Origin of the sequence: Bacillus sp. BML-BC051, from assembly GCF_019656175.1 — a bacterium.
Taxonomy (GTDB): Bacteria; Bacillota; Bacilli; order Bacillales; family Bacillaceae_G; genus Bacillus_A; species Bacillus_A mobilis.
Genome location: NZ_BPLI01000206.1, coordinates 1 through 274, shown reverse-complemented (window position 1 = coordinate 274; position 274 = coordinate 1). Strand labels below are relative to the sequence as shown.

Annotated in this window: 1 protein-coding gene; it reads left to right on the top strand. The window is 37.6% G+C overall.

All coding sequences use genetic code 11. The annotated features are described in order from the left end of the window. The coding region (locus K5S59_RS29970; RefSeq protein WP_220784145.1) for a hypothetical protein at positions 1-266 on the top strand (266 nt) is incomplete at its 5' end. Between the last annotated feature and the right edge of the window lie 8 nt (positions 267-274).

Here is a 274-nt window from a genome sequence, read left to right as displayed (position 1 = left end):
AAAGTGAATCACGAAAAGGAAATAGCATCACACAGGGACAATATAAGGTAGATAACACTGTTATTAATAAAGTAGAATTAAAGAAAACGTTAGGACATGTAGCTAACGAAACCGGTCAAAACGGGTTACATTATGATCCGTCCGATGAAGTGCTATTTGACGGAGGTGGTGTTGAAGCGTTGAAAGAAGAATTGGACAAGCTATTCGGAACAGATCCACGAGTAATAATTGCTGAAGAATGTCAATTAGAGAACGCGAAAGGTTAACTCATTAA